The organism is Streptomyces sp. NPDC045778 (genome assembly GCF_056431945.1).
In genome coordinates, this window is sequence record NZ_JBWKJZ010000052.1 from 1 (window position 1) to 26,349 (window position 26,349).

23 protein-coding genes are annotated in these 26,349 nt (G+C 72.4%); 14 read left to right on the forward strand and 9 right to left on the reverse strand.

The annotated features are described in order from the left end of the window. Positions 1 to 141: 141 nt before the first annotated feature. Together AC07GB_RS37590 and AC07GB_RS37595 are read right to left on the reverse strand one after the other, a co-directional pair. Complete coding sequence (locus AC07GB_RS37590; RefSeq protein ID WP_078869065.1) at positions 142 to 498, reverse strand: Rieske (2Fe-2S) protein; 357 nt, start codon at positions 496 to 498, stop codon at positions 142 to 144. Continuing rightward, entirely contained in the window at positions 495 to 656 is a 162-nt protein-coding gene (locus tag AC07GB_RS37595) for a hypothetical protein (protein ID WP_170316475.1), read from the reverse strand. Before AC07GB_RS37595 ends, AC07GB_RS37590 begins: the two co-directional genes overlap by 4 nt. Positions 657 to 787: 131 nt before the next feature. Between AC07GB_RS37595 and AC07GB_RS37600 the strand changes: the two genes are divergently transcribed. From AC07GB_RS37600 to AC07GB_RS37610, 3 genes are read left to right on the forward strand one after another with little or no spacing between them, the layout of a single operon-like run. Further along, the gene (locus AC07GB_RS37600; protein ID WP_478853671.1) at positions 788 to 1,777 is read left to right on the forward strand and encodes a helix-turn-helix transcriptional regulator; all 990 of its coding nucleotides are present in this window, start codon (positions 788 to 790) and stop codon (positions 1,775 to 1,777) included. Continuing rightward, positions 1,774 to 2,760 carry a helix-turn-helix transcriptional regulator gene (locus AC07GB_RS37605; protein WP_478853673.1) on the forward strand — a complete coding sequence of 329 codons (987 nt, stop codon included), beginning with the start codon at positions 1,774 to 1,776 and terminating at the stop codon, positions 2,758 to 2,760. The genes AC07GB_RS37600 and AC07GB_RS37605 overlap by 4 nt, the downstream gene beginning before the upstream one ends. A gap of 58 nt (positions 2,761 to 2,818) precedes the next feature. Next, on the forward strand, positions 2,819 to 3,793 hold the full coding sequence (locus AC07GB_RS37610) for a helix-turn-helix transcriptional regulator (RefSeq protein ID WP_478853675.1): 975 nt from the start codon (positions 2,819 to 2,821) through the stop codon (positions 3,791 to 3,793). On the opposite strand, the gene AC07GB_RS37615 is transcribed toward AC07GB_RS37610, so the two are convergent. Together AC07GB_RS37615 and AC07GB_RS37620 are read right to left on the reverse strand one after the other, a co-directional pair. Next, entirely contained in the window at positions 3,790 to 4,209 is a 420-nt protein-coding gene (locus tag AC07GB_RS37615) for a hypothetical protein (RefSeq protein ID WP_478853677.1), read from the reverse strand. The genes AC07GB_RS37610 and AC07GB_RS37615 overlap by 4 nt on opposite strands. Positions 4,210 to 4,247: 38 nt before the next feature. Then, positions 4,248 to 4,919, reverse strand: coding sequence for an MmyB family transcriptional regulator (locus AC07GB_RS37620; RefSeq protein WP_478853679.1), 672 nt, complete (start codon positions 4,917 to 4,919; stop codon positions 4,248 to 4,250). A gap of 414 nt (positions 4,920 to 5,333) precedes the next feature. Here AC07GB_RS37620 and AC07GB_RS37625 point away from each other — a divergent pair, with 414 nt between their 5' ends. Both AC07GB_RS37625 and AC07GB_RS37630 read left to right on the forward strand, forming a co-directional pair. After that, the gene (locus AC07GB_RS37625; protein ID WP_478853681.1) at positions 5,334 to 6,377 is read left to right on the forward strand and encodes a helix-turn-helix transcriptional regulator; all 1,044 of its coding nucleotides are present in this window, start codon (positions 5,334 to 5,336) and stop codon (positions 6,375 to 6,377) included. Then, positions 6,374 to 7,441: a helix-turn-helix transcriptional regulator gene (locus AC07GB_RS37630; protein ID WP_478853683.1), complete on the forward strand. Its 1,068-nt coding sequence runs from the start codon at positions 6,374 to 6,376 to the stop codon at positions 7,439 to 7,441. The genes AC07GB_RS37625 and AC07GB_RS37630 overlap by 4 nt, the downstream gene beginning before the upstream one ends. 219 nt (positions 7,442 to 7,660) lie before the next feature. Here AC07GB_RS37630 and AC07GB_RS37635 read toward each other — a convergent pair whose 3' ends face one another. Next, complete coding sequence (locus AC07GB_RS37635; RefSeq protein WP_478853685.1) at positions 7,661 to 8,167, reverse strand: hypothetical protein; 507 nt, start codon at positions 8,165 to 8,167, stop codon at positions 7,661 to 7,663. Between the two features lie 173 nt (positions 8,168 to 8,340). Between AC07GB_RS37635 and AC07GB_RS37640 the strand changes: the two genes are divergently transcribed. Further along, positions 8,341 to 9,111 carry a fibronectin type III domain-containing protein gene (locus tag AC07GB_RS37640; RefSeq protein ID WP_478853687.1) on the forward strand — a complete coding sequence of 257 codons (771 nt, stop codon included), beginning with the start codon at positions 8,341 to 8,343 and terminating at the stop codon, positions 9,109 to 9,111. Positions 9,112 to 9,212: 101 nt separating this feature from the next. Here the strand turns inward: AC07GB_RS37640 and AC07GB_RS37645 are convergent, their stop codons facing one another. The 4 genes from AC07GB_RS37645 to dnaK form a co-directional block, all read right to left on the reverse strand. Continuing rightward, entirely contained in the window at positions 9,213 to 9,668 is a 456-nt protein-coding gene (locus AC07GB_RS37645; RefSeq protein ID WP_144320071.1) for a heat shock protein transcriptional repressor HspR, read from the reverse strand. Between the two features lie 4 nt (positions 9,669 to 9,672). Further along, positions 9,673 to 10,860 carry a molecular chaperone DnaJ gene (gene dnaJ / locus AC07GB_RS37650; protein WP_478853689.1) on the reverse strand — a complete coding sequence of 396 codons (1,188 nt, stop codon included), beginning with the start codon at positions 10,858 to 10,860 and terminating at the stop codon, positions 9,673 to 9,675. A gap of 120 nt (positions 10,861 to 10,980) precedes the next feature. Further along, on the reverse strand, positions 10,981 to 11,733 hold the full coding sequence (gene grpE, locus AC07GB_RS37655) for a nucleotide exchange factor GrpE (protein ID WP_478853691.1): 753 nt from the start codon (positions 11,731 to 11,733) through the stop codon (positions 10,981 to 10,983). After that, complete coding sequence (gene dnaK / locus AC07GB_RS37660; RefSeq protein ID WP_478853693.1) at positions 11,733 to 13,601, reverse strand: molecular chaperone DnaK; 1,869 nt, start codon at positions 13,599 to 13,601, stop codon at positions 11,733 to 11,735. Before dnaK ends, grpE begins: the two co-directional genes overlap by 1 nt. A 313-nt stretch (positions 13,602 to 13,914) precedes the next feature. On the opposite strand from dnaK, the gene AC07GB_RS37665 reads away from it, so the two are divergent. From AC07GB_RS37665 to AC07GB_RS37700, 8 genes are all read left to right on the forward strand, one after another. Next, entirely contained in the window at positions 13,915 to 16,191 is a 2,277-nt protein-coding gene (locus tag AC07GB_RS37665; protein ID WP_478853695.1) for a (Fe-S)-binding protein, read from the forward strand. A gap of 139 nt (positions 16,192 to 16,330) precedes the next feature. Beyond that, positions 16,331 to 17,632: an FG-GAP repeat domain-containing protein gene (locus tag AC07GB_RS37670; protein WP_478853697.1), complete on the forward strand. Its 1,302-nt coding sequence runs from the start codon at positions 16,331 to 16,333 to the stop codon at positions 17,630 to 17,632. Positions 17,633 to 17,733: 101 nt separating this feature from the next. Then, positions 17,734 to 19,161 (forward strand): FG-GAP and VCBS repeat-containing protein, encoded by a 1,428-nt coding sequence (locus AC07GB_RS37675; protein WP_478853699.1) that lies wholly within the window; start codon positions 17,734 to 17,736, stop codon positions 19,159 to 19,161. A 65-nt stretch (positions 19,162 to 19,226) separates the two neighbouring features. Next, positions 19,227 to 20,666 (forward strand): FG-GAP and VCBS repeat-containing protein, encoded by a 1,440-nt coding sequence (locus tag AC07GB_RS37680; RefSeq protein WP_478853701.1) that lies wholly within the window; start codon positions 19,227 to 19,229, stop codon positions 20,664 to 20,666. Between the two features lie 384 nt (positions 20,667 to 21,050). Next, the gene (locus tag AC07GB_RS37685; protein ID WP_478853703.1) at positions 21,051 to 21,620 is read left to right on the forward strand and encodes a hypothetical protein; all 570 of its coding nucleotides are present in this window, start codon (positions 21,051 to 21,053) and stop codon (positions 21,618 to 21,620) included. A gap of 134 nt (positions 21,621 to 21,754) precedes the next feature. Next, on the forward strand, positions 21,755 to 23,263 hold the full coding sequence (locus tag AC07GB_RS37690) for an FG-GAP and VCBS repeat-containing protein (RefSeq protein WP_478853705.1): 1,509 nt from the start codon (positions 21,755 to 21,757) through the stop codon (positions 23,261 to 23,263). A gap of 257 nt (positions 23,264 to 23,520) precedes the next feature. After that, on the forward strand, positions 23,521 to 24,999 hold the full coding sequence (locus tag AC07GB_RS37695) for an FG-GAP-like repeat-containing protein (protein WP_478853707.1): 1,479 nt from the start codon (positions 23,521 to 23,523) through the stop codon (positions 24,997 to 24,999). A gap of 178 nt (positions 25,000 to 25,177) precedes the next feature. Beyond that, positions 25,178 to 26,209, forward strand: coding sequence for a Yip1 family protein (locus tag AC07GB_RS37700; protein ID WP_478853709.1), 1,032 nt, complete (start codon positions 25,178 to 25,180; stop codon positions 26,207 to 26,209). Positions 26,210 to 26,349 lie beyond the last annotated feature (140 nt).

Genomic DNA, 26,349 nt, shown 5'->3' on the forward strand with positions numbered 1-26,349 from the left:
CCCACCCCCCCCCCCCCCCTCCCCCCCCCCCCCACCCCCCACCCCCCCCCCCCCCCCCCCCCCCCCCCCCTTCTCCCCCCCCCCCCCCCCCCCGCTGCTGGGGGAAGCACCTGCGCGATTTACAACGACGGGGGAATCGCGTCAGGCGCTGCGGGGGGTGGCTGTGAGGGGGTCGGAAGCCGCGGAGTGCCGCTCGGCGTCGCGCTTCCGCTTCCCGATCAGCTGGTGGTCACGCTGATCGAGGTTGACGAAGACCATGCCGTAGCGCACGGCGCAGCGCACCGGCTGGGGCGCGCCGCGGGGGCGGCGCAGGCACCGGTAGGCACGGATGTCCTCGTCGTCGTCCCGTACGATGATCACCGGCTCGCCGACCAGGGTGACCATCAACGAGTCACCGGGGTGGGGGATCGCGGTGGCGAGGTCGATGAAGTGCCAGCCCGACCGGTAGGCCGTGGCCATTTCCCGGCGGAAGGTGCGGTCATCGGGAGGCGTACTCATGCCTTGTCACCCGCCGGCGTGATCCAGGCGAGGTCGGACGGCGCGGCTGTGCTCTTCGCCGGGTGGCTCCAGGCGAGATCCATGGCACTCACCGCACCCAGGCCAATCCCTGCGGAGAGAGCGGTCACCAGGACCGCGCGAAGCATGCGCTTGAACATGGTCGGCTTCGTCCTCACTTGGTAGGTTCCTCTCCCCCGGCACAACAAGACGATGTCTCAATCGAGCACGTCAAAGCCACAGGGTGGATGCATCATGTTCCTGCACGTTCAGGACCCTGGGGGGTGGAGAATTGCTCACAACTGACGCTAAACCGACACATCCTCACCCCGAGACCCCACTGTGTGGTGAAGGGGCGAGGCTGTACGCCAGCGCGCTGGGCAACGGGCGGCTCGCACGGGCCGAGGCCGAGAACGCACCGTGCCTTCTGGAGTCCGCGCTCGTGCATCCCGACCCGGATGACGCGGACTGGCTGCGCCCCGTTCCACCGGCCACGGCTTTGGCTCAACGGCTCCACCCCATCGAGCGCGAGATCCAGGACCGCAGGCGGCTCGCGGTCGAACTCACCGACACCTTCGAGCCATTTATGGCCATCCCCACGCGTGTGGAACCCGCGAGCCACGCGATCACGGTATTGGAGGGCGAGGCCCGCATCAACGAGGCGATCGAGCAGGCCACGGCCGAGTGCCGGCACGAGGTCCTGACGGTCCAGCCCGGCGGCGGCCGAAGTGAAGAGAGGTTGAATATCGCGCTCCGGCGCGGGCAGACCATCCTCGACCGCGGCATCTCCATGCGTACGCTCTACCAGCACACCGTCCGGCACAGCCGGGGCACCCTCGCCTACGCGGCCTACATGTCGCACGGCAACGTGCAGATACGCACGCTGGAGGAGGTGATCGACCGACTGATGATCTTCGACCGCAGCGTCGCCATCCTCCCGGCCCGCGCCGACCGCCAGGACGCCCTGGAGATCCGGCACCCCGCCCTGGTCGAATACCTCCTCAAGGTCTTCGAGCAGCAGTGGCAGCAGGCGACGCCCCTGCTCGACGAGGACCCGTACCCGCCCTCCACCGACGGCATCACGGGCGTCCAGCGCTCCATCGCACGCCTGCTCATCGAGGGCCACGTGGACGAGGCGATCGCCCGCCGCCTCGGTATGAACGTGCGCACCTGCCGCGCCCACATAGCCAAGATCGCCGCCGCCCTCGGCAGCGGCAGCCGCGCCCAACTCGGCTACCTGATCGCCCAGTCCGGCATCCTCGGGCAGGACAAGCCGAAATGACCCCCGACCCCCGCAGGCACCCCCACCCGCACGGACCCGACGAGCTGTGCGCGGAGGGCTCCGCCCTCTACACCCGCGCGCTGCGCGAGGGCCGCGTCGCCCAGCGGGACGCCGACTCCACCCCCTGCCTCATCGACTTCGGCCTGCTGCACCCCGACGTCGAGGACATGCGCTGGCTGCGCCCCACCGCCCCCGCCATCGCCCTGCCCCAGCTCCTGCGCGGCATCGAGGACCGCATCGCTCAGCAGCGCCGCCGCGAGGAGCGCCTCACCGCGATGTTCGAGCCCCTGATGGCGCTCGACGCCCGCCAGACCGTGGGCGCCGAGCACCAGGACATCTCCGTCCTCGACGGCTTCGACCGGATCAACGAGGCGATCACCCGGGCCACCGCCGACGCCGCCCACGAGCTGCGCACCGTCCAGCCCGGCGGCGCCCGCTCCCCCGAGATCCTCGCCGACGCGCTCCCGCGCGAGCAGGAGTTCCTGTCCCGCGGCTGCCGCATGCGCACGCTCTACCAGCACACCACCCGTCACTCCCTTCCCGCCCTCGCACACTACGAACAACTGGACGGTGACGTAGAGGTCCGCACGCTCAACGAAGTAACCGAGCGCATGGTCGTCCTCGACCACACGGTGGCATTCATACCGGCCAGCAAGGACCGCACGGCGGCCCTGGAGATACGCCAGCCGGCGATCGTCGACTACCTCATCACCACCTTCGAACGACTGTGGCGCCTCGCGACCCCCATGTACCCGCACGCGGCCCAGCTGCCCGCGGAGAACGGGGTCACGACCCGCCAGCGGGCCATCGCCGAACTCCTCGTCGAAGGCCTCACGGACACGGAGATAGCCGAGCGGCTCGGCATGAACGTGCGTACCGCACGCGAACACATCGCGAAGCTCGCCGCGATCCTCGGCAGCAACAGCCGGGCCCAACTCGGATATCTCATTGGACAGTCAGGAATCCTGAACCAGAATCACTAGCTGCTGAGCGTGGGAGCCGGCGGACCGACGCCGGCGAGCCGTGAGGAGGGGCAGCGACGTGGCGAGGGATCACCGTCCGCACGGCGCCGGGGAACTGTGCGGAGTGGGCAGGAGCACATACGTCCGCGCCCTCCAGGACGGCAGCGTGCCGGCCGCGGCGGCGGACCTGGCCCCCTGCCTGATCGACCTCGGCCTCCTCCACCCCGACCACGGCGACGCCTCCCGGCTGCTGCCCACCGCCCCGTCCGTCGCGCTGCCCCGGCTGCTGCACGCCCTCGACGCCGACGTCACCGACGAACGCGCGCGGCAGCGGCGGCTCGCCGAGGTCTTCGCCCCGCTGATGACGCTCGGGGAGCGGCAGTTCACCGGGGCCCGCGCACCGGGCGCCACGGTCATCAGGGGCGCGCCGCACATCAACGCGGCCATCGACCGGGCCGCGTCCCGTTCGAGCCGGGAGGCCCTGGCCATCCAGCCCGGCGGCAGACGGGCCCAGGAGACCCTGGAGCACGCCCTGCCGCGCGCGGACGGCCTGCTGTCCCGCGGCGGCCGCATGCGCTCGCTCTACCCGCACACGACCCTGCGCGCCTGCCCCGTGTACGCCTACTTCCAGCGGCTCGACGGCGACGTGGAGGCCCGCACCCTGACCGAACTGCCGAACCGGCTGCTCGTGTTCGACCGCTCCGTCGCCTTCATCCCGGCGGGCGAGAGCCGGGACGTGGCCCTGGAGATACACCAGCCAGCCGTCATCTCCTATCTGGTGACCACCTTCAAGCTGCTGTGGCAGCTGGCCACGCCCATGTGGCCGGACGCGGCCCCGCAGCCGCCGCGGCAGGGCATCACGCCCCGCCAGCTCGCGATCGCCGAGCTGCTCACCGAGGGCCTCACCGACACCGAGATCGCCACCCGGCTCGGGATGAACGTCCGCACGGCCCGCGTGCACATCGCCAAGCTGTCGGCCGTCCTGAACAGCCAGAGCCGGGCCCAGCTCGGCTACCTCATCGGGCAGTCGGGCATCCTCGGCGAGCGCGCCTAGATGGCCCGTTGCAGCGGCAGGCCGACCGCGCGCAGGGCCTCGCGGACCACCCGCTCCCCGTCCAGGCTGCCGGCCCCCAGGTCGAGCACCGCCGACTGCTCCCACCGCACCGACGACGGGCGCCCCATGCTCACCCGCCACACCAGGACGGGCGCGGGCCCCTCGCCCCGGGCGTCGAGGGCGATGTTCAGGACCCGCACCACGGAGACCTTCGCCACCACCTGGAGCGGGAAGTCACCGGCGAGGAGCTGTCGGTCGACGACCCAGGTCACCGGGTAGCCGCGGCCGTTGAGGTCGTCGGCGATCGCGTGCACGGCGGCCGCGTGGCCCTCGGGCGTGCGGGGCGCGGCGCTCCGCCCCGCCGCCGCGTCCCGGTCGGAGGGCTCGGCGGGCGTCCGCACCCCGGCTGCCTCCATGTCGCCACCACCTCACCGTTCAGGGCCGTACAGGGCGTTCAGGTCCCGGCCGCTTCGAAGAGCAGGACCACATGGCGCGCTCCCCGCGAGTTCACCGGTTCCGCCACCAGCATCGTGACCGTGCCGGGGCCCCGCGTGGGGTGCCGCAGGGGCCGCGCCTCGTCGTCGGAGCGCGCGCACAGTTCGGCGCTGCGCCGGTAGATGGGCCCGGCGACGCCGTCGCCGAGGACGTCGCGGTGCAGCCGGGCGAGCGTGCGGTTGCCGGGGTGCTGGATGCGGGCGAACCGCAGCTGGTTGAGGACGGCGGGCGCCCACCGCGTCGACCAGTCCATGAGCACGCCCTCCCGGGCCTGCGGGGACAGCGCGACCCAGCGCATCGCGTTCGCGGGCACCGCCCCGCCGGCGAACAGCTCCGCGAACCGCTCGTTGTACGCGACGAGGTCCCACTCGGCGTTCATCACGTACGCCATCTCGCGCTGCCCCGCGACCGCGCGCTGCCAGGCGGCGGCCGACGGCACGGCGATGCCAGCGTCGGGGGACAGCGGGTGCGGCGGGCGCTGGCCGAGCGCGAACAGGTACACCTGCGTGAACTCGTCCTCGGTCATGCGGAGGATGTGGCCGACCTGGCGGAGGTAGTCGTCGCGCGGGGACAGCCGGCCGCTCTCGAATCGGTGATAGGTGCCCACCGACCGGTTCGTGAGCAGGTCCATGTCGGGCTGGGAAAGGCCGGAGACACGCGGGCCGGGGCGGCGCGCCGGTTTGGCGCCCAGCCCGGCTTCCTCGGGCCTGATTCCGGCGCGCAGCCTCCGGAGTATTCCCCGCAGCCCGGTCCCGTCCACCCCTGCCCCCCTTCTCCACGCGCGCGGGCACGCGGTTCCGCGAGCGCGTTCCCTGCACCATAAGCCCAAGGGCGGCACCGACCAACGGAGCCGCCCGCGCGCGGGCGCGCCCCGGCATGACCACGACCGAGGGCGGCCGTTGAAGCCTGAATAATGCGCGGGCGATTGCTAGGAACAGCCCCGCCATTGAAGACAGTTGCCGCGTTGGTCACAATGGTCACTTACGTGCCGCACCGTCATGCGCACACGCTGCGCGGGCCGGATGGGAGGAGCAAGGGGAACGCCGTGCCGGACGGAGCGATGCGCGAGACGGACACCGGCCCTTCGGCCCACCCTCCGCACGGCCACGACACCCTCTGCGAGCAGGCACAGGCGCTGTACGCGCGCGCCCTGCGCGACGGCCGCGTCCCCGCCGACGCCCCCCACGCCGCCTGCCTGCGCCCCTTCGGGCTGCTGCGCGCCGACCCGGCGGGCGACACCGCCTGGCTGCTGCCCGCCGCCCCCGCCGTGGCCCTGCCCCGGCTCCTGGAGGACATCGAGCGGCGCGTGGCGCGGCACCGCGGCCGGGCCGCCCGCCTCGCCGCCGCCTTCGAGCCGTTCATCCGGGCGGAGCCGGCCCCCGACCCGGACTCGGCGGCGGCGCACCTCACCGTCCTCAAGGGCCTGCCCCGGATCAGGACGGCCGTGCGGCAGGCCCTCGCCGACGCGGGCGAGGAACTCCTCGCGGTCCAGCCGAGCCGCCCCAAGCCCGCGCTCCTGCCGCACGACGAGCCCTGGCGCATGGCCGAGTTCGTCGCGCGCGGCGGGCAGCTGCGCACCCTGGCCCAGCCGCCGCTGGCCCCCGCGCCACCGCCCCGGACGCACCCGCTGGGGCCCGCCGCCGACGGCGAGGCCCGCACGCTCGACGAGCTGCCGCCCTGCCTCATCGTCCTCGACCGGCGCGTCGCATTCCTGCCCGCGGCCGCGGGGGACGACCCCGCCGACGAGATCGCCTTCGAGGTGCGCTCGCCCGCGCTCGTCACGTACATCGCGACGGCCTTCGACATCCTCTGGCGGCTCGCGCGGCCCCTGTACCGGGAGGACGCCCCGCCCCTGCCCGACAAGGCGGTCTCACCGGTCCAGCTGGAGATCGCGCGCCTTCTCACCGAAGGCCTCACCGACACGGAAATCGCGAGCCGCACCGGCATGAACGTCCGTACGGTACGCGTCCACATCGCCAAGGTGGCCCAGGTGCTGGGCAGCGCGAGCCGTACGCAACTCGGCTTTCTCATCAGCCGGTCCGGAATACTCGAACGCCCTTCCCCACGGTGTCTCCCGACCGGCCGGTGAACGCCGCGAACGCCTCGGGTGCCTCGGGCGCCTCGGGCGCCTCGGGCGCCTGGGGACGCCACCGCCCGCACGGCCCCGACGCCTGGTGCGCCGCGGGCGCCGTGCTCTACGGCCGGGCCCTGCGTGAAGGCCGCGTCCGCGCCCGCGACGCGGAACACGCGCCCTGCCTCCTCGACTTCGGCCTGCTGCACCCGGACCTCGACGACATGGCGTGGCTGCTGCCCAGCGCGCCCTCGCACGCCCTGCTGCGGCTGCTGCGCGGCATCGACGAGGACGTGGCGCACGAGCGGCGCCGCGAGGCGGACCTGGCCACCGCCTTCGAGCCGTTCCTCGCGCTCGCGCGCCGGGCCGCGGAACAGCCCGGCGTGAGCGCGCCGCCGGACGGCGCCCCGCGGACCAGGGCGCCCGTGATCGCCGTGCACGAGGGCCTGCCCCGCATCGCCGGCGCCGTCCGCCGGGCCGCGGACGCCTGCTCCGACGAGGTCCTGACCGTCCGGCCCGGCGGGTCCCACCGCGTCCGGGACCTGGCCTTGGCGCCGCCGCGCGAGCAGCCGCTGCTGTCCCGGGGCTGCCGCATGCGCACCCTCCACCAGCACACGACCCGGCACGCCTACCCCGTGATCGCCCGCTTCGAGCGTCTGGAGGGCGACGTGGAGGTCCGCACGCTGAACGAGGTCACCGCCCAACTGGTCGTCTTCGACCGGGCGGTCGCCTTCCTGCCCGCCGACCGGGACCGCGCGCTCGCCCTGGAGATCCGCGTACCCGCCCTGGCCGGCTATCTGGCCGCGCTCTTCGACCGCCTGTGGGGCCTGGCCACGCCCCTGTTCCCGCACCCGGCGCCGCAGCCCGCGCGGGGCGGCGTCACCGCCCGCCAGCTCGCCATCGCCGAACTCCTCACCGAGGGCCTCACCGACGCGGGCATCGCCGAACGCCTGGGCATGAACGTGCGTACCGTACGCGTCCACATCGCCAAGCTGTCCAAGGTCCTCGGCAGCACGAGCCGCACCCAACTCGGCTACCTCATCGGCCAGTCGGGCCTCCTCAGCCCCGACCGCACGCGCTGAATCACGAACGTCCCCGATTGCGGCGACTTGCCCCCGCCCCCGCCCCTTGCACCGCAACAAGTTGACGGTAGCGGAGCGTGGGCACGGCGTTGCATCGTGGTGACCGCAGCGGCTCTGTTGTGGTCTCCCCCCGCGGGGTCGCGCTTCCCTAAGGTGCTCCGGCCCGCCCTCGTTCCACGGCGGGCCGGGGCCACCACGCCCCGCGCGGGCGGAGCGGGCCTACGCCTCGCCCGCCCACTCCCGCAGCAGCCGCTCGCGCAGCTCCTTGCGGGGCGTGCCGCCCTCGTGCGAGCGCCCCCACTCGGCCATCGCCGACAGCGTGGTCAGCAGCGTCGCGGCCCCCTCCGTGAGGCGGGCGAGCAGGGCGCGGGACAGGTCGTACTCCTTCTGGGAGTAGCCGTACGCCGCCGCCACGTACGCGGTCAGCTCGACCTCCGCCTCTGCGGTCTCCACGCACACGGTCATCGACGGCGCGTCCTCACCGCCGCCGAGCCCGACCGTGAGCGCCATGTCCACCACCATCCCGACCTGCCGCTTCAGCGACTTCACGGGGACGTCCTCGACGGTCAGCGCCCGTACGTCGTCCCACAGCCACAGGCCGGACTGCTGATGCCCGAGCCCGGCCACCCCCTCGGGCGTCAGCCGGACCCCGGGAGCGAGCCCGGACGGCTTCGAGCCCACGTACACATCGCCCTCGGCGATCCAGAACAGCCCCACCATGGCCATGGAGATCCAGCTTTCCCGCGGAAGAAACACGACAGCCTGCCAACTATAGGAGCGCGGCACGCCGCCTACCGTTCCCGCACGGCTGCTGGGTAGAGTGCGCAGTCCCCCACGGACCAGCAGTTTCTCCCCCCACGTCTGCGCCTCCCGTCACTTTCGGAAAGGGACTGCCAGCCGTGTCTCACTCCTCGCGGAGATCCCGTCTCCGCACCGTCGTCGTCCCGTCGGCGGCGGCCGCCGCCGTGCTCGCCGCGGGGCTCGGCCTCGGCGCCGTGCTCGACACCGGGCCCGCCCGCGCCACCGCCGCCCCCGCCTCGGGCACCGCGCCCAAGGCCCCCGAGAAGCTCAGGGCGGTGTCCGGTGAGCGCGCCAACTCGCTGACCTGGAACGCCTCTTCGGGTGCCCGGAAGTACGAGGTGTACCGGGCCGAGGCCGACGGCGCCTTCACCCGCGTCGGCACCGCGACGTCGCCGAAGTACACCGACGAGCGGGTCGTGCCCGACGTCCCGTACGCCTACAAGGTCAAGGCCGTCGGCTCCGCGGGGAAGACCTCGCCCTACTCCGCCGCCGCGCGGGCGGCGCGGGACACCATCGCGCCCCTGCCGCCCGAGCAGCTCTCCGTGGTCACGCCCGACGACGGGCCCGGGGTGGCCCTGGCCTGGCGCGACGGCACCGAGGCCGTGTCGTACACGGTCTACCGCTCGGAGTCCCCGCACGCGCCCCTCAAGAAGATCGGCACGTCCACGACGACCTCGTTCCGTGACACCCGGGCCCCGGGTGGGGACCGCCCGGCCGTCTACTGGGTGAAGGCGGTCGACGCCGCGGGCAACGCCTCCAAGGCCGCCATGACCACCACAAGGCCGACCGAGCCCACCCCGCAGCCCACGCAGCCGCCGACCAGCTCGCCGAGCCCCGGGGAGCCGTCGCCGACGCCCGGCGACGGCTGAGCCGCACCAGCGCCCCGGCACGACGAAGGCCGGGCGGTCGCGCACGAGTCGTTCGTACGCGGGCCGCCCGGCCTCAAGTGCCGCATTCCGGCGGGCTGCTGCTACTGCTCCGGCGACCTCTTCGGCCGCCACACCACGAGCGCGCTCGCCTGCTGCACGTCCTGGTACGGCACCAGGTCGCGGCGGTAGGAGGCGTGGACCTGGGCCTCGCGCTGCTGCATCGCGACCGCCGCGCCCTCGACGGCCGCCGACAGCTCGGCGACCCGGGACTGGAGCGCGGCGACCTGGTTCTCCAGCTCGATGATGCGCTTGATGCCCGCGAGGTTGATGCCCTCCTCCTGGGAGAGCTGCTGCACGGTGCGGAGCAGCTCGATGTCCCGGGCGGAATACCGCCGGCCACGGCCCGCGGTGCGGTCGGGCGAGACCAGGCCGAGGCGGTCGTACTGCCTCAGGGTCTGGGGGTGGAGACCGGAGAGCTGGGCCGCCACCGAGATGACGTACACCGGGGTCTCGTCCGTCAGCTGATACGGGTTGCGTCGGCGGCCGTCCCGCTCCATGAGGTCACGCTCCCTTCGCGGCCTTGAACAGTTCTGCCCGCGGATCGAGATCCGCAGTCGCCTTGCGGTACTCCTCCAGGGCTTCCTTCGCCTCGTCGGACAGCGTCGTCGGTACGGACACCTCCACCGTGACGAGCAGGTCGCCCGGCGTGCCGTCCTTGCGGGCGGGGCCCTTGCCGCGGACCCGCATCGTGCGCCCGTTCGGCGTGCCGGGGGGCAGCTTCAGGGTGACGGGCACGCCGCCGAGCGTGGGCACCCGCACCTCCCCGCCGAGGGCGGCCTCGGTGAGGGTCACCGGGACCGTCACCGTGAGGTTCTCGCCCCTGCGGCCGAAGACCGGGTGGGCGTCCACGTGCACGACCACGTACAGGTCGCCGGCGGGGCCGCCGCGCTCGCCGGGCGCGCCCTTGCCGCGCAGGCGGATCCGCTGGCCGTCGCTGACGCCCGCCGGGATGCGCACCTGCATCGTCCGCGAGGACTTCGCGCGGCCGCTGCCGTGGCACACCTCGCAGGGCGTCTCGGCGATGAGGCCGCGGCCCTTGCAGTCCACGCAGGGGTCGGTGAGGGAGAACCCGCCACCGCCGCCCCGGGAGACCTGGCCCGTGCCCACGCAGGTGGGGCAGACGCGCGGCGTGCCGTTCTTGTCGCCGGTGCCCGAGCACGCCTTGCAGGGGGCCTGGGAGGACATGCGCAGCGGAACCGTCGCGCCCTCCACCGCCTCCGTGAAGCTCAGCGTGACCTCGGACTCGATGTCCTGGCCGCGGCGCGGCTGCGTGCGCGTGCCCGCGCCCGTGCCGCCGCGGTTGAACAGGCCCCCGAAGACGTCACCTAGGCCGCCGCCGAAGCCGCCGGCGCCCGCTCCACCGCCGCCCGGGGCGCCGCCTCCGAAGAGGTCCCCCAGGTCGAAGTTGAACGTGCCGCCGCCCGCTCCGGGGCCTGGCCTGAATCCGCCGTTGCCGAAGAGCGCGCGGGCCTCGTCGTACTCCTTGCGCTTCTTCGGGTCGCCGAGGACGTCGTTCGCCTCGGAGATCTCCTTGAAGCGCTCCTCGGCCTTCGCGTTGCCCTTGTTGGCGTCCGGGTGGTTCTCGCGGGCGAGCTTCCGGTACGCCTTCTTGATCTCGGCTTCGGTGGCGTCCTTGGGGACGCCGAGGACCTTGTAGTAGTCCTTCTCGATGAAGTCCTTGGTGCTCATCCCCGACGTCCCTCCTTCCTCGTCGTCAGGTCGACGCCGACGCCGACCGCGGCGCGGGGCCGGTGACCATCATGGTCGCCGAAGGCCCGGCCGCGGTCGACGTCGCCGTCCGTGTCAACGTCAGCCCTTGTCCGGGCCACCGTTCTCCTTGCTCTCGGCCTGGTCGGCCTGGTCCGCCTGGGCCGCCTGGTCACTGGGCCTGGCGTCCTTGGCTTCGCCCTGCTCCGCCGCGTCCGGCTTGTCGCCCTCGGCGTCGGCCGATTCCGGCTTCACCGTCTGCGCGCCGGGCTGCGGCTCCGCGACCGCCACGCGGGCGGGACGGATGACGCGCTCGCCGATGCGATACCCCGGCTGGAGAATCGCGACGCACGTCGTCTCCGTGACGTCCGGCGCGTAGCTGTGCATCAGGGCTTCGTGGATCGTCGGGTCGAAGGGCTCGCCCTCCTTGCCGAATTGCTGGAGGCCCATCTTGGCGACGACGGTCTCCAGCGACTCGGCCACCGACTTGAAGCCGCCGACCAGCTCGCCGTGGTCCCGCGCGCGGCCGACGTCGTCGAGGGTCGGGAGCAGCTCGGTCAGGAGGTTCGCCGAGGCGATCTCCTTCACCGTCACCTTGTCCCGCTCCACGCGGCGGCGGTAGTTCTGGTACTCGGCCTGGAGGCGCTGGAGGTCCGCGGTGCGCTCACTGAGCGCCGAGCGGGCCTGGTCCAGCTGGGCCGTCAGTCCTGCTTCTCGCATTGCGTCCCCGGCCGGGGCCGCCGGGCCCTCCTCGGTGGAGGGCTCGGCGGCCTGCGGCGCCGCGTCGTCAGGGGTGGCGCCGGAGGGGACGTCGGGCCGCTCGGCGTCGCCGAAGCCCGGGGTCTCCTCCGTCATCAGGCAGCGCCGCCCTTCGCGTCACCGGGCTTCTCGTCGTCGACGATCTCGGCGTCCACGACGTCGTCGTCCTTGGACATGTTCGGCGCCTCGCCACCCGGGGCTGCGCCTTCGGCGCCGGTCGCGCCCGCGGCCTGGGCGTCGGCGTACATGGCCTGGCCCAGCTTCTGGGAGACGGCGGCGACCTTCTCCGTGGCGGTGCGGATCTCGGCGGTGTCCTCGCCCTTGAGCTTCTCCTTCAGCTCGGCGACGGCCGTCTCGACCTCGGTCTTGACGTCACCGGGGACCTTGTCCTCGTTGTCCTTGAGGAACTTCTCCGTCTGGTAGACGAGCTGCTCGCCCTGGTTGCGCGACTCGGCGGCCTCGCGGCGCGCGTGGTCCTCGTCCGCGTACTTCTCGGCCTCTTCGCGCATGCGGTTGACCTCGTCCTTCGGCAGCGAGGAGCCACCGGTGACGGTCATCTTCTGCTCCTTGCCCGTGCCGAGGTCCTTCGCGGTCACGTGCATGATTCCGTTGGCGTCGATGTCGAAGGAGACCTCGATCTGCGGGACGCCGCGCGGGGCCGGGGGCAGGCCGGTCAGCTCGAACATGCCGAGCTTCTTGTTGTACGCCGCGATCTCGCGCTCGCCCTGGTAGACCTGGATCTGCACGGACGGCTGGTTGTCCTCGGCCGTCGTGAAGATCTCGGAGCGCTTCGTCGGGATCGTGGTGTTGCGCTCGATCAGCTTGGTCATGATGCCGCCCTTGGTCTCGATGCCGAGAGACAGCGGGGTGACGTCGAGGAGCAGGACGTCCTTGACCTCGCCCTTGAGGACACCGGCCTGGAGGGCGGCGCCGATGGCGACGACCTCGTCCGGGTTCACGCCCTTGTTGGCCTCGTTGCCACCGGTCAGCTCCTTGACCAGCTCGGCGACGGCGGGCATGCGGGTGGAGCCGCCGACGAGGACCACGTGGTCGATCTCGGAGAGGGCGATGCCCGCGTCCTTGATCACGTTGTGGAACGGCGTCTTGCAGCGCTCAAGAAGGTCGCTGGTCAGCTGCTGGAACTGGGCGCGCGTGAGCTTCTCGTCCAGGTGCAGCGGGCCCTCGGCGGAGGCCGTGATGTACGGCAGGTTGATCGTCGTCTCGGTGGAGGACGACAGCTCGATCTTCGCCTTCTCGGCGGCCTCGCGCAGGCGCTGGAGCGCCATCTTGTCCTTGGACAGGTCGACGCCGTGGCCGTTGGCGAACTGCTTGACCAGGTAGTCGACGACGCGCTGGTCCCAGTCGTCACCACCGAGGTGGTTGTCGCCGTTGGTGGCCTTCACCTCGACGACGCCGTCGCCGATCTCGAGCAGCGAGACGTCGAAGGTGCCGCCACCGAGGTCGAAGACGAGAATGGTCTGGTCGTCCTTGTCGAGGCCGTAGGCCAGGGCGGCGGCAGTCGGCTCGTTGACAATACGCAGGACGTTCAGGCCCGCGATCTCGCCGGCCTCCTTGGTGGCCTGGCGCTCGGAGTCGTTGAAGTACGCGGGCACGGTGATGACCGCGTCCGTGACCTTCTCGCCCAGGTACGCCTCGGCGTCGCGCTTCAGCTTCTGGAGGATGAAGGCGCTGATCTGCTGCGGGTTGAAGTTCTTGTCGTCGATGTCGACCTTCCAGTCCGTGCCCATGTGGCGCTTCACGGAGCGGATGGTCCTGTCGACGTTGGTGACAGCCTGGCGCTTGGCGACCTCGCCGACCAGGACCTCACCGTTCTTGGCGAAGGCGACGACGGACGGCGTGGTCCTGGCGCCTTCGGCGTTGGTGATGACGGTGGGCTCGCCGCCTTCGAGAACGCTGACGACGGAGTTAGTCGTGCCCAGGTCGATGCCGACCGCACGTGCCATTTCAATGCCTCCAGATACCTACTTGAGTGGAACTGACTCAAGGATGCCCCACGGGCCCCCCTGAGTCAACAGACCTGAGTCTTGGGGGCTCAACTCTTATCCACCCCTTACGCGCAACCCCGGGATCACGGGGAGAGACGGCCCCCGGCCCGGAACGGTTGAGCCGGGACACCCGACGGCGGCAAGGGCAGCCTGAGCGACACAGATCACCGCCTGCCCGGCTGCGCGGGCGCACAGTATGTGGGTAGTCTCAGACGGACTGCATAAGTTACTGCTTAGTAATAGACGCCTCGCAGGCCTGAGGAGCCCCGAAATGCAACTCGCCGCGATCATCGTGTCGCTGGTCCTAATCGCGGTCGGCGTCGCGCTGTTCGGCCGTGCCATCCTGCAGATCTACCAGTTCGTGCGGCTCGGCCAGGCCGTGCCCGCGGGCACCAGGACCGACGCTCCCGCCGAGCGCACCCTCACCGTGGCCAAGGAGTTCCTCGGCCACACCCGGATGAACCGGTGGGGCATCGTCGGCGTCGCGCACTGGTTCGTGGCGGTGGGCTTCTTCTCCCTGCTGCTCACGATCGTGAACGCCATCGGCCAGCTCTTCAAGGCCGACTGGGTGCTGCCGGTCATCGGGAACTGGGCGCCGTACAACGTCTTCGTCGAGTTCCTCGGGACGATGACCGTCCTCGGCATCCTGACGCTGATCGTCATCCGGCAGCTGAACCGTCCCGGCAAGCCGGGGCGCAAGTCCCGCTTCGCGGGCTCCAACACGGGTCAGGCGTACTTCGTCGAGGGCGTCATCCTCGTCGTGGGCGTCTGCATCTTCACGCTGCACGCCCTGGAGGGCGCCCAGCACCACGTGGACGGCTACGAGGCCTCGTTCTTCCTCTCGTACCCGTTCGTCTCGTGGTTCTCGGGCATGGACGTCTCCACCCTCCAGAACCTGACGTACTTTTTCGCGGGCCTGAAGATCGCCACCTCCTTCATCTGGATGATCACGGTCGCCCTGAAGACCGACATGGGCGTCGCCTGGCACCGCTTCCTGGCCTTCCCCAACATCTGGTTCAAGCGGAAGGCCGACGGCTCCACCGCGCTCGGCGCGCTCCTGCCGATGACGAGCGGCGGCAAGGAGATCGACTGGGAGGACCCGGACGAGGACACCGTCTTCGGCGTCAGCCAGGTCGAGCAGTTCTCCTGGAAGGGCATCCTCGACTTCTCCACCTGCACCGAGTGCGGGCGCTGCCAGTCGCAGTGCCCCGCCTGGAACACCGGCAAGCCCCTGTCGCCGAAGCTCCTGATCATGTCGCTGCGCGACCACGCGCACGCCAAGGCCCCGTACCTGCTCGCCGGTGGCGGCAAGTCCATGGAGGGCGAGGAGAAGGCCTCGGCCGAGCAGCTCGCGGACGTGCCCGCCGCCGCCCTCGCCGAGGCCGAGCGTCCCCTGATCGGCACCCTCGAAGAGAACGGCGTCATCGACCCGGACGTCCTGTGGTCCTGCACCACCTGCGGCGCCTGCGTCGAGCAGTGCCCGGTGGACATCGAGCACATCGACCACATCGTCGACATGCGCCGCTACCAGGTGATGATCGAGTCCGCGTTCCCGTCCGAGGCGGGCACGATGCTCAAGAACCTGGAGAAGAAGGGCAACCCCTGGGGCCTCGCCAAGAAGCAGCGCCTGGAGTGGACCAAGGAGGTCGACTTCGACGTCCCGGTCGTCGGCAAGGACATCGAGGACCTCACCGAGGTCGACTACCTGTACTGGGTCGGCTGCGCGGGCGCCCTGGAGGACCGGGCCAAGAAGACCACGAAGGCCTTCGCGGAGCTGCTGCACATCGCGGGCGTCAAGTTCGCGATCATGGGCGGCGACGAGAAGTGCACCGGCGACTCGGCCCGGCGACTCGGCAACGAGCCGCTGTTCCAGCAGCTCGGCGCGGAAAATGTGGCCTCGCTGAACATGGCCTTCGGTGAGGACGACGAGGACGAGTCGACGAAGAAGCCCACGTCGGCCAAGAAGATCGTCTCCACCTGCCCGCACTGCTTCAACACCATCGCGAACGAGTACCCGCAGCTCGGCGGCGACTACGAGGTCATCCACCACACCCAGCTGCTCCAGCACCTCATCGACGAGGGCAGGCTCGTCCCGGTCACCCCGGTCGAGGGCCTGATCACCTACCACGACCCGTGCTACCTGGGCCGGCACAACAAGGTCTACACGCCGCCGCGCGAGATCATGTCCGCCGTCCCCGGCCTGCGCCAGCAGGAGATGCACCGCCACAAGGAGCGCGGCTTCTGCTGCGGCGCCGGCGGCGCGCGGATGTGGATGGAGGAGCGGATCGGCAAGCGCATCAACACGGAGCGCGTGGACGAGGCCCTCAGCCTCAACCCGGACATCGTGTCGACGGCCTGCCCGTTCTGCCTCGTCATGCTCACGGACTCCGTGAACGGCAAGAAGAACGATGGCGCGGCCAAGGAGTCCCTCCAGGTCGTCGACGTCGCCCAGCTGCTGCTGGACTCGGTGAAGACCCCGGCCGACAACCCGCCCCCGGCGGGCGAGGCCGAGGCGGAGAGCGAGCCGGAGCCCGAGCCGGTGAAGTAGCCGCACGGGCCCTCGTACGGGATTCCCGTACGAGACGGACCTTTCGGGCCGGTTCCGCCGCTGGGCGGGACCGGCCCTTCGTCGTTCGTGTAAACCTGTGGTGCTCATGACGACTACACGGTCCTGTGGGGTGGGTGGCTTGAGGAGAACCGGTGCACGGCTGCTGGCCGCCGCCGTCGGCGCCCTGGTCCTGGCGGGCTGCGGCGGCGACGGCGAGTCCCACGCCCGCCCCAGCTCCGGTGGCCTCACGGCGCGCGGCGCGCCCCAGCAGGCCGTCCCGCACGGCAAGGGCAGCGAGGTGCCCGACGACTTCAACGGCGACGGCGCCCGTGACCTCGTCCTCGACGACCTGGCGCACCGCGGGCACGGCGACGACCCCGGCATCGGCGTCGTGTACGGCGGCCGCGCCGGGCTCGTCCCCGCCGCCCGGCAGCTGCTCACCGCGCGCGCCCACGGCGCTCGTACGCAGGGCGAGCTGCCCACCGCGTTCGAGTCCGAGGCGGCGTGCGACCTGGACGGGGACGGGTTCACCGACCTCGTGGTCTCCACGGATCCGCCGTACGACGGCCAGGGGCAGCCGCCGGTGCCGCTCCAGCTCCTCTACGGCTCCCCGAAGGGCCTGACCGGCAAGGCCGTCCAGCTCCGGGTGCCCGCGCGGGCGCGGCTCGGCAACGACTGGCCGGACCAGCCGGTGTGCGGCGACTTCGACGGGGACGGCGCCCGTGACCTCGTACTGCACGCGAGCGGCGCCCATCTGACCTTCCTGCGCGGCCCCTTCAGCCGCGCGGGCGCGCCGCGGACCGCCGCCGCGCCGCTCACCGCGCCCGGCAACGAGCTGGTGACGGGCGGCCCCGCGGTGGACGTGAACCGCGACGGCTACGACGACCTGGTGGTCCGCGAGGCCGCGGGCGCCTCCCCGGGCGCCCTCGTCCTCGGCGGGCCCGGCGGGCCGAGCCGCACCGGGGCGGCACTCCCGGCGGGCACGGACACGGCCTTCGGCACCTTCCGCGGCGGGCGGGCGGTGGACGCCGCGCTCCCCGGGCCGGGCGGCATCGCCCTGCGCTACGCCGTGCCGGGCACCGCGCGGGCCGCCCTGGCGGTGCGCGACGCGAGCGTGCGGACGGGCGACCTCGACGGCGACGGCCGCAGCGAACTCGTCGTGAGCGGCGGCGGATCCGGCGAGGTGCGGCTCTACCGGGGCCGCGCCTCGGGCCTCGCGGCCCGCCCCACGGCGACGCTCGCCCCCACGGGCGCGGGCGGGACCGTCCAGGTCCTCAAGGTGGCCGACTTCGACGGCGACCGGCGCGCGGACCTGGTCGTACGGACCTCCGCGGGGCGGGGCAGGGACCGCGTGGCGGTGTACCGGGGCCTGGGGTCCGGCGTCCTGGTGGAGCGGAAGCCGGGGCTCGTCTTCTCCACGACGATGTTCAGCACGCGCTAGCCCGAAAGCCCTGATTCACCTCACAGCCAACCCCGCACAACCATTCGTACAGCCCGCCTGTCACATCCCCGGAAGCACCACTTCACCCACGGGGAGCGTACGTGCGCGTAAGGAACCTGGCCCTCACGGCGACCGCGGTCGCCCTCGCCGCGGCCGGTGTCACTCTGCCGCTGGCGGGCACGGCCGCCGCCGCGCCCAGCGTCCGCAAGGACGACTTCAACGGCGACGGCTACCGCGACCTGGCGATCGGTACGCCGGGGGCCAATTCCGTGACGGTCACGTACGGTTCGGCGGCGGGCGTCGGCACCTCACGGGCCACGACCGTCACGCAGAACACGGCCGGGGTGCCCGGAGTCACCGAGCGGGGCGACGAGTTCGGCGAGAGCGTCACCAGCGGTGACGTGAACAACGACGGCTACGCGGACCTGATCGTCGGCGCCCCCGGCGAGAGGACGACCGGCAAGCCCGAGGGCACCGTCACGATCGTCTGGGGCGGCAAGGGCGGCTTCAAGAAGGGCGGTCGGACCCTCTCCGCGCCCGCCGACAGCGAGCGCCGCTTCGGCGAGGCCGCCGTCTTCGTCGACATCGACGGTGACGAGTCCGCGAACCTCGCCGTGATCAGCGGCGACAGCTGGTGGTTCTACGCCGACGGCGTGCCCCGGGACGGCCACGCGATCGGCCTGGAGACCGACTTCCTGCCCCAGGGCGTCCGCCTGGACAACATGACCGCGGGCCACTTCACGTCCAAGGACGGCTACACGTACGTCCTCACCGGCGAGCGCGCCGAGGGCGGCGCCTACACCGCGTACATGAAGGGCGGCGCGGGCGACTACGGCTACTGGTCCGGCGTCCTCGCCGAGGGCGACGACCCGAGCGCCTCGCGCGACCCGCTCGCCGTGGGCGATGTCGACGGCGACGGCTACGACGACCTGGTCACCGGCAATCCGCGTGCGGCGAAGGGCGGTGCCGTCAGCGTCCGCCGCGGCGGTGACGCGAAGTTCCGCGCGCCCGTGACGTACACGCAGGACAGCGCGGGCGTGCCCGGGAGCGGCGAGGACGGCGACGAGTTCGGCCGTTCGGTGGCCGCAGGCGATGTGACGGGTGACGGCCGTGCGGATGTCGCCGTCGGCGCGCCCGGCGAGACGACCGGCTCCCCGGCCGTGCGGGGCGCGGGCAGCGTCGTCGTCCTCAAGGGCGGCGCGCGCGGCCTGGAGAACGGCCGGGCCTTGCACCAGGACACCCCCGGGGTGCCGGGCGTCGGCGAGGCCGGTGACGCGTTCGGCTCGAACGTCCGCCTGAAGGACGTCACCAAGGACGGCAAGGCGGACCTGGCGGTCGGCGCGGGCGGCGAGGACATCGGCTCGGGCTCCGCCGCGCGGCGGGACGCGGGCGCGGTGTGGGTCCTGCGCGGCTCGGCGGCGGGCGTCACGACCCCGCGCGCGACCTCGTTCAACGGCTCCGACTTCGGCGTGCGGCTGCCCGCGGGGGCAGGCGGTGTCGGCAAGGCCTTCGGCGAAACCCTGCGCTGACGGCGCGCTCCCAGCCCCTCCCCCTCTCAACACCCCTAGCTCTCTCAGCTCAGTTGGAGAACCCCTTGCGCAAGAAGAACCTCTCGGCCGTGATGCTGTGCACGGCCACCGTGATCGGTTTCGCCGGCTTCTCCGCGACGGCCGCCCAGGCCGCCGAGCCCCGGCCGGCCGCGAAGTCGGACTTCAACGGCGACGGCTTCGCCGACCTCGCGGTCGGCGTGCCCGGCGCGACCGTGGCCGGCAAGGCCGGGGCGGGCTACGTGAACGTGGTCTGGGGCGGCAAGAACGGCCTCGGCAAGCACGGCTCGACGACCGTCAGCCAGAACTCCGCCGGGGTTCCCGGCAACGCCGAGAAGGGCGACGGCTTCGGCCAGACGGTGACGACCGGCGACATGAACGGCGACGGCATCACCGACATCGTCGTCGGCACCCCCAAGGAGGACAACGGTACGCACCTGAGCGCGGGCACCGTCACGATCCTGTGGGGCGCGAAGTCCGGCATCAAGGGCGGCTTCACGGCCGCCAGCGGCGCCTACTCCGACAACAACCTGGGCGCCGTGCTCACCACGGGCGACTTCGACGGCGACGGCAAGCGTGACATCGTCCTGAACTCGCACTCCGACGAATCCAGCGCGCTGATGCTGCGCCCGGGCCCGTTCAAGGCGGGCTCGCCCGCGAAGCTGTCGCGCGTCGACAGCTGGCACTTCGGCGGCCCGCGCGCGGTCACGACGGGCGACTTCGACGGGGACGGGCGCGACGACCTGGCGCTGGCGTACGGCGGCATGGAGATCCTCGGCACCAAGGTCGTCAGCCGCGCCTCCGGCGAGTGGAAGACCCAGTGGTCGACGGGCAACGGGTCGACGGCCCTCGCCGCGGGCGACTTCGACGGCGACGGGACGACGGATCTGGCCCTGGGCGGCGTCCAGGCCAATCCGGAGTCGGAGGACCCGAGCGAGGCGTTCTGCCAGAACCCCGTGGGCGGCGCGATCGCCACGGTCTACGGCAAGAAGGACTCGACGCTCGGCGGACCGGTCGCCTGCACCACGCAGGACTCCCCGCAGGTCGGCGGCACCGCCGAGATCGAGGACAACTTCGGTGCGCGCCTTGCCGTGGGCAACCTCGACCGGGACGGCATCGACGAGCTGATCGTGGGCGCCGACACCGAGGCGGTGGGCGCCGCGAAGAAGGCGGGCAGCTACTGGACGCTGGCCTCCGCGGGCACCGGCAAGCCCTTCGTGGGCCCGTCCGTCAGCCAGGACTCGGCGGGCGTGCCCGGCACGGCAGAGGCGGGTGACCGCTTCGGCGCGGCGGTCGCGGTGGGCGACTACAACGGCGACACGTACCCGGACATCGCGGTCGGCGCGCCCGGCGAGGACGCCTCGAAGGGCGGCGTCTGGTACGGCAGGACCCCGAAGGACGGCCCCAACCCGGCCATGGTCACCCTCACTCCGGGCAAGCTGGGCCTCTCCGGGGCCCGCGAGTACGGCGCGGTCATGGGCCGCTAGGCACCGGCTCCCGCTGCCGGGCCCGCGCGACCGCCGCGCGGGCCCGGTGGCGCCCGGCCGCCTGACCCGGGAACGCCGATGACGTAGGGAACGCCGATGGCCCCCTCACCGATCAGTGAGGGGGCCATCGACTTCGTGGAGCGCCCGGCAGGCCTTGCACCTACATTTCCCATCGGATGATGGGCGTCTTTCCTTGGACCACAGACGCGCGACTCCGGTGCTGTGCGCCGAAGTTGTGCCTTGATCATACACAGCTCCGGGACCTTCGGTCCAACTCCGCACCTGTGGGCGGACACCCCGGCGAAAGCCTCCGCCGCGCGGGGGAGGAGAACATCGCGCGACGGCCCGATTCCGGTGCGCCGCCGGTCGACAACAGTGGTGTCCATGGCGATCGACGAAGCGAGTCCGGTGGGTACGAGTGCGGCCCACGCCGTCGGGGTGACCGAGCGGCCCGTGCCCCGCTGGGCGGAGCGCGTGGCCCGTCTGCTGCCGCTCGTGGCCCTGCCCGTATGCCTGTGGCGGCTGCCCATCGGCTTCGGCTACCAGATGGGCATGGACGTGGCGGCCGAGACATGGCCCCTCTGGCGGAGCGTGCTCTACGTGGCGTCCCTGAGCCTGCTGACCGAGGCGTTCGCCCTGTTGTGCCGGGGGTTGGTGCGGCCGTGGGGCGAGACCGTCCCCCACTGGGTGCCGCGGCTCCGCGGGCGGCGGATTCCGCCGCTGCTCGTGGCGGTGCCCGCGGCGCTGAGCGGCCTGCTGTTCACCGCGCTGCTGGTCGACTGGGTGCTCTGCACGTTCCACATCGGCGGCTTCTCCGACGTGCCGTATACGAACGGGTGGTGGCGGCTCCTCGCCGGGACCGTCAGCGGACTGTTCGTGTTGTGGGGCCCCATGGTGCTCGCGCTGACGTACGCCTACTACCGGAGGCGCCAACTCCCCATAACAGCAAGGTAACTTCACCCCGGTCGCACACAACCCTCACACCCCTTCGGGGGTCTCTCCTAGGCCAAGGTCCAGGCCAACGCACACGCAAACGCACGGCCACGTCCCGGCAAACACACCCCCAGACACGCAGGAGAGATCACCGCATGGCTCAGCGCAAGCGCACCACCTCCCGCGACACCCGCTCCCGCAGACCCGGCCGCGGCCTCCGGCTGGCCGCCGCCACGACAACCGTGGCGCTCACCGGCGGTCTCCTCGTGAGCGCCGTACCGACGGCCGCGGCAGCGCCCCGCGCCGGACTCCCGGCCACCGACGCCGACTTCGACGGGGACGGCCGCGCGGACATCGCCACCTCCGCCCCCTTCACGTACGTGAATGGAAAGAAGTATGCCGGTGCCGTCGTCGTCACGTACGGCAAGGCGAGTGGCGTCGGCCGCTCCGTGAAGTACACGCAGAACAGCCCGGGCGTCCCCGGGGACGCCGAGGCGCAGGACTGGTTCGGACTCGACCTGGCGTACGGGGACTTCGACGACGACGGCTACGACGACCTGCTCGTGAGCGTCTCCGGCGAGGACGTCGGCCGGGACAAGGACGGCGGCAGCCTCCAGATCCTGTGGGGCTCCCCGAGCGGCCTCAAGGGCGGTACCACCCTGAAGGACCCGCGGCCCTCGAAGCACGACAACTTCGGCGGGGTCCTGGAGGCCGGCGACTTCAACGGCGACGGCAAGGACGACATCGCCATGGGCACGGTCACGACGGCCGTCGTCGACGTCTACCGCGGCGGCTTCACCCGCAGCGGCAGGACGGGCGGGCACTACACCATCACGCCCCGGATCCACGGCAACGGCGAGGTCGGCGTGAAGAACCTGCACTCCGGGGACGCCAACGGCGACAACAGGGAAGACCTGGTCGTCAACGGCTACGAGAACGACACCCGGCGCGGCTACAACGCCAACTGGTGGGTCCCCGGCTCCCGTTCCGGCCTCAAGGTGTCCGCCGCGCAGAAGCTGCTCCCCGGCGTCATCACGGACCTGGGCGACACCGACAAGGACGGCTACGACGACGTCGTCGTCGGCAACTACTGGGACAGCGGCCTCCCCGGCGCGGCCAGGGGCGGCGCGGTGCACGTCGTGCACGGCGGGAAGCGGGGCCCGGCGCACGGGGACCGCGACAAGTTCACCCAGAACAGCTCCGGCGTCCCCGGCAGCAGCGAGAAGGGCGACAGCTTCGGCAACGAGCTGGACCTCGGCGACATCAACGGCGACGGCAACCTGGACCTGGTCGTCGGCGCCCCCGGCGAGACCGTCGACGGAGTGCGGGACGCGGGCGCGGTGACCGTCCTGTACGGCCGCGCGAACGGCTCCGGCATCAGCGGGCGCGGCGCGAAGCTCCTCACCCAGAACACGCCCGGCGTACCGGACAGCGACGAGAAGCACGACTTCCTGGGGACGGACGTGCACGCCGACGACCTGAACGGCGACGGCCGCGCGGACGTGGTCATCGGCGCCTACGGCGAGAACGGCGGCAACGGCGCCGTCTACCCCCTGATCTCCGGCGCCGACGGCTCCCTCAAGGGCACCTCCGGCATCTACCCCGGCACGGTGGGCGTCCCCGGCACCGGCACCCCGCGCCTGGGCGCGAACTTCGCCGACTGACGCCCGGGCCGGCCGCCGGGCGCGACGAGGGCCTGGGCCGGCCTGGGGACCCGGTCGGCCTGGGGGCCTGGGTCGGCCCGGGTCGGCCTGGGGGCCTGGGTCGGCCCGGGTCGGCCTGGGGGCCTGGATCGGCCCGGGTCGGCGTGTGGAGCCTGGGTCGGCCTGGGGGTCCGGGTCGGCCCGCCACCACAACCCTTGCCCAACCTCGCGTGTCACACAGGTGAAGACCAAGCGTCACCCACAGAGTTGGAGCACCCGTGCGCACACGCACCCTCGCCCTGGCCGCCGCCACGGCGCTCGCGGCGACCGGCCTCACCCTGCCGTTCGCCGCGGGCGCGGGCGCCGCCCCCGCCGGCGCCACCCCGCCCGCCAAGGCCGACTTCAACGGCGACGGCTACGAGGACCTCGCCGTAGGCGTCCCGGCCGCGAGCGTCGGCGGCAAGGCCAAGGCCGGGTACGTGAGCGTCGTCTGGGGCGGGCCCAAGGGCCTGCACGTCAAGGACAACGCCCGGATCAGCCAGGCCACGGCGAACGTGCCGGGCACCCCGGAGGCGGGCGACCGCTTCGGCGCGTCCGTGGCCGTCGCGGACTTCGACGGCGACGGGCTCACGGACCTCGCGGTCGGCGCCCCGGGCGAGGACGTCGACGGCAAGGCCGACGCGGGCAACGCGACCGTGGTGTACGGCGCGAAGGAAGGCTTCGGCAAGGCCAACAGCGCGGGCCGCGGCGCCAAGGCCAAGGACTCCTACGGCAACGCCCTCGCCGCCGCCGACTTCAACGGCGACAAGCGGGCCGACCTGGCCGTCGGCGGCACCGACAAGGTCGTCGTCAACTACGACCCGCGCGCCGCGAAGACCGAGCCGGGCATGGGCGAGCGCATGGGCGGCCGCGCCCCCGTCCTGTCCACGGGCGACTTCGACGCCGACGGCCTGACCGACCTGGTCGTGGCGTACTACACCAAGCAGCAGCCGTACACCCAGTCCCACGTCCACATCTACCGCTACGACAAGCAGGAGCGGCGCCTCCTGCTGTCCTGGGCCAGCAGCAACGGCGCCGCCTCCGCCCTCGCCACCGGCGACTTCAACGGCGACGGCCTGGACGACCTCGCGCTCGGCAACTGCCGCGAGATAGCCGACGAGAACATCGACGACCCCTGCGGCCCCGAAGAGCTGACCAACGGCGGCGGCGTCCACATCAAGTACGGCAACCCCAACGGCAGCCTCGGCGCCCGCGAGCAGACCCTCAACCAGGACACCCCGGGCGTCCCCGGCGTCGCCGAGAAGGGCGACGGCTTCGGCGAGGCCGTCACCGCCCGCGACATCGACAACGACGGCTACACCGACCTGGTCGTCGGCGCCCCCGGCGAGGCCATCGGCAGCAAGAAGAACGCGGGCAGCGTCACCGTCCTGTACGGCGCCAAGAAGGGCATCCTCGACGCCGACGACGAACTGGGCGACGGCAAGGCCAACGGCTACGCCTTCCAGCAGGACACGAACCACATCCCCGGCCCCGCCGAGACCGGCGACCGCTTCGGCGCCGCCCTCGCCACCGGTGACTACGACCACGACGGCAAGCCCGAACTGGCCACCGCCGCTCCCGGCGAGAACGCCTCGTCCGGCGGCATCTGGGCCTCCCCCGACGTCCTGCCGCCCGGCACCACCGTCTTCACCCCCAAGTCCCTGAAGCTGCCCGCGCCGTCGTCCGCGCTGACGTACGGAGCGGTGCTCGGCCGCTAGAGCCCCGCACCACCCGGACCACTCACGCCACTCACGCCACGGCAGACCATCTGCGCCACGGGGACCCTGAGGACAACCCCTCAGGGTCCCCCTAGGGGTTGTTACAGGTCAGCCGCAAACGGGCTCTCCTCCACAGGAGGGGCGCGACCGCCCCGCCGGACCAGGTACGTTCGATTCCGTGGCTGGATTCAGGATCGGACGCGGCGGCCGGGACAACCGCGCACAGCAATCGGGACGCCCCCAAGGACGCCAGGGGCCGGGACAGAGCCCTCAGCAGGGCCCCGGGCAGGCCCCGTACGGACAGCGGCCCCCGCACCAAGGCGGCGGCCAGGCGCCGTACGGCTACCCGCCCGCGCCCTCGCACGGGCACCCGGCCCCACCCCCGTACGGCGGGCAGCCGCCCTACGGCGGCGGCCAGCACCACGGCGGCGCCCAGCAGTGGCCCCAGCCCCCCGGCGGCCGGGACGAGCCCGAGTACTACGGCGGCCAGAGCGGGCACGGGGGCCACGGCGGGCACGGGGGCCACGGAGGTCACGGGGGCCACGGCGGCGCCCACGACCCCTACGCCGCCAACAACCCCGGCAACACCCAGGCCTTCTCCCTCGGCGAGGACCCGTACAACGACGGGGACACCTACCGCGCGGGCCAGCCCCCGGCCGGCCCCATCGGCCCCAAGCTGCACTGGAAGGACCTGCTGCGCGGCATCGTGCTCCGCCCGGGCCCGACCTTCCTCCAGATGCGCGACTACGCGATGTGGGTCCCCGCGGTCGTCGTCACCTTCCTCTACGGCCTGCTCGCCGTCTTCGGCTTCGACGAGGCCCGCGAGGACGTCCTCAACGCCACGCTGTCCACGGCGATCCCGTACGTCCTGACGACCGGGGTCGCGATCTCCATCAGCGCGCTCATCCTCGGCGTCGTCACACACAGCCTCGCCCGCCAGTTCGGCGGCGACGGCGCCTGGCAGCCGACCGTCGGCCTGTCCATGCTGATCATGGCGATCACGGACGCGCCGCGCGTCATCGTCGCCCTGTTCCTCGGCGGCGGCAACGGCTTCGTACAGCTCCTCGGCTGGGCCACCTGGCTCGCGGCGGGCGCCCTGCTCACGCTGATGGTGAGCAAGTCGCACGACCTGCCCTGGCCCCGCGCCCTCGGCGCCAGCGCCATCCAGCTGCTCGCGATCCTGTCGATCATCAAACTCGGCACGTTCTGACGCGGCCGCCCGGCCGTCGCCGGCGCGGGCATGACGAAGGCGCGGTGCTCCCGCCCGGGTGGGCAGGGGGCACCGCGCCCCGGTACGACGCGGGTCAGGCGTCGAGGACCTGCCCGTGCCGCTTCACGACGGGCGGCTCG